The sequence below is a fragment of the Yaniella sp. genome (genome assembly GCF_030453185.1).
In the GTDB taxonomy this organism is placed as follows: Bacteria; Actinomycetota; Actinomycetes; order Actinomycetales; family Micrococcaceae; genus Yaniella.
Genome location: NZ_JAKDKW010000143.1, coordinates 1 through 2,649, shown reverse-complemented (window position 1 = coordinate 2,649; position 2,649 = coordinate 1). Strand labels below are relative to the sequence as shown.

Annotated in this window: 3 protein-coding genes; all 3 read right to left on the bottom strand. The window is 55.2% G+C overall.

Annotated elements, in window-relative coordinates:
- The coding region (locus L0H14_RS12290) for a MazG nucleotide pyrophosphohydrolase domain-containing protein (protein WP_301421977.1) at positions 1–643 on the bottom strand (643 nt) is incomplete at its 3' end.
- A gap of 9 nt (positions 644–652) precedes the next feature.
- Complete coding sequence (locus tag L0H14_RS12285; protein WP_301417949.1) at positions 653–1,885, bottom strand: adenosine deaminase; 1,233 nt, start codon at positions 1,883–1,885, stop codon at positions 653–655.
- Positions 1,885–2,541, bottom strand: a complete 657-nt coding sequence (locus L0H14_RS12280; protein WP_301417943.1) for a DedA family protein — start codon at positions 2,539–2,541, stop codon at positions 1,885–1,887. Before L0H14_RS12280 ends, L0H14_RS12285 begins: the two co-directional genes overlap by 1 nt.
- Positions 2,542–2,649: the final 108 nt, after the last annotated feature.

Sequence of the window (2,649 nt, the reverse complement as noted above, 5' to 3'; positions counted from 1 at the left end):
CTCGCACGAGTTCAAACAGTTGAGACCCAATATCGTCTTGTGCCACGTCGATTTCCATCGCTGTGGCCCGTGGGGCTTCTCCAAGTGGATTCTTGGATTGACGACCTGCTCGGTCCACAATCTTTGCGGCCGCTGCGAGCGCCGGTAGTCCCGGTGGCAGATCGTAGATGGATGATGAGGCTGCAGCCGAGGCAGCGGTTCCTTCGGCCGCTTTTTCAGCCTGCTTGATTTGCTCCCAGTTCTTTTCGACCTGGTCTACCGTGATTGCCCCGAGCTCGGTATCGGTCAGCAATTCCCCATCCGAAGCAAAGACATGTGGGTTGCGGCGAATCATTTTCTCGCTGATCGCATCGGCGACGTCGTGTACGTCGAAGGCACCGGATTCCTCTGCAATGGCAGAGTGCAGGGTCACTTGAAAGAGCACGTCACCGAGTTCCTTACGAAATTCCTCGTAAGTGCCGGATTGAGTTGCGGCTTCGTCCCACCCACGCGCGGGTAGGGATTCGATGGCTTCGACTGCCTCGTAGGCCTCTTCGATGAGATACTCGGTCAACTGGTGATGTGTCAGAGCCTGGGTCCAGGGACAGTACTCACGCAGTTGAGCAGTAATCCATACGAGGCGTTGCAGTCCGGTTTCGGTCATGAGACGAAATTATTCCTGATTCTCGTCGTCTTCAAACTCTACGAACAGCACCGGTGCATCGGGATCGTTTTCATCGTGCACCCCGGCGATAACGTCCATCCAGGAGAACTCGATAAATTCGCGCAGCTGGTCGCGAGCGTATTCCGTTTGGAACGCACCTTTGACGGCATTGAGCTGGAATTCAAGCAGGTCGATCATCGTGTAGCCATACACTGCGGCCACGGTGTAGAGCTCATCGGTTAGCGAGACACCCGAGATCAGCCGGTTGTCCGGATTTACGGTCACCGCAAAACCCGAGCGGTACAGCAGATCAAACGGGTGGTTATCCAGCGGCGCGTCTTCGGGCCCCATCTCCACGGCTGCGGTTTGCAGGTTGGAGGTCGGGCAGAGTTCGAGCACAGTGTTGTTATAGAGCGTACGGTTGGCAATGTCTCCCCACACCAGGATGTCTTGTTCATCGTCCAATTCGACCGTGGAGAGATCTTGGATCATGTTCACTCCGTGGCCGATACGTAACGCTCGTCCAGCTGTGAGTGCGCTGCCAATTGAGTCGACGCCGTCGGCTTCGCCAGCATGAATGGTTATGGGTACGAAGCGATCGTCGAGCCAAGCGAATACATCGGCAAAATTACTGACGGGGAATCCGAGTTCTGGTCCCGCAATGTCAAAAGCAACGACTGAACCATGAGGGCGGTGGCGGTGAGTCAGCTCGGCAATCTCTTGAGCGTTTTCGGCTGAGTTTTGACGCATGGCACACAAGATTTGGTGCACTTGCAAGCCGCCGTCGAGTTCTTGCATCGCTCGTTCAAGACCTGCTGTGACGGCATTGACGGTATCGTCCAGGCTCAAGCCTTGTTGCGTGTGTTGTTCTGGGGCCCAACGGACTTCACCGTAGACGACGCCGTCGGCGACCAGATCCATGGCAAATTCGTAAGCAATTCGTTCCAGCGCCGTGGCGGTTTGCATGACCGCCAGGGTGTGATCAAACATTTCAAGATATTTGGGCAGTGACCCAGCGTTGGCTGCTTCAGAGAACCAAGTAGCCAAGTCTTGTTCAGTATCTGCTGGAAGCTTGTGCCCGACTTCGGCGGCAAGTTCCACGATGGTTGCTGGACGCAGCCCACCGTCGAGGTGATCGTGTAGTGAGACCTTTGGCAGCGCTGCCAGGTCAAGGGCAAACGGGTCCAACTGGAGTTCGTCTTCTGGGGCGGTGGCTTCGGCGTCTGTGCCTTCCTGATTCATCACGGTTCCGAGTCTAAGCCAGTTTGGTCCTCGTTAGCATCTTGTGCGCTCGTATTATCTATTCGAGACCAGATAAACTTCTTAATTCCGCGATCTATTAACCATCCAAGGATGGCTGCCAGCACCAGCGCCAACGCAATCTGGAGCAATGTATTATCCAGCCATCCGGAAGTGAAATATCCGATGGCAATCGAATACGCCGCCCAAATGCCTGCCGAGACGAAATCCAGGCTCATGAACTTCACAACGTGCATTCTGGTAGCTCCGGCGATAAAGTTCACAGCCACCCTGCCACCTGGAATATGGCGTGCGGTGATTATAACCAGTGCGCCGGAGTGCTCAAGTGTTGCTCGAACTCCCCCAATGACTCGAACCACGGATCGAGTGCGCATCCACCGGAATCGTCGCACACCTATGGTCCGTCCCAGCCAGTAGGCCATTTGATCGCCGATAAAGGCGCCGGACCAGCCCATCAAGAAGATGGTCGTCAAACTGATGCCGTTGCGTATCCCTGCGATCGAGGCTAACGCCATCAAAATCGATTCGGATGGGACCACTGGAAAGAACCCGTCAATCAGGCTGAGGAGAAAGACGGCAATCGGCATCCACCACGCCTCGGCTGCACCGAGGATGAGTTCTTCAAGAAAGTCCAGCACGCTTCTGGTCCTTACCGTGTTTTAGCGAATGACATCAGCAATAAGCTGTGGCGGATTAAAAACGTCTGCGGTATCGGTAGCATGCTGCAGAATCTGTTCTGCTGCGGC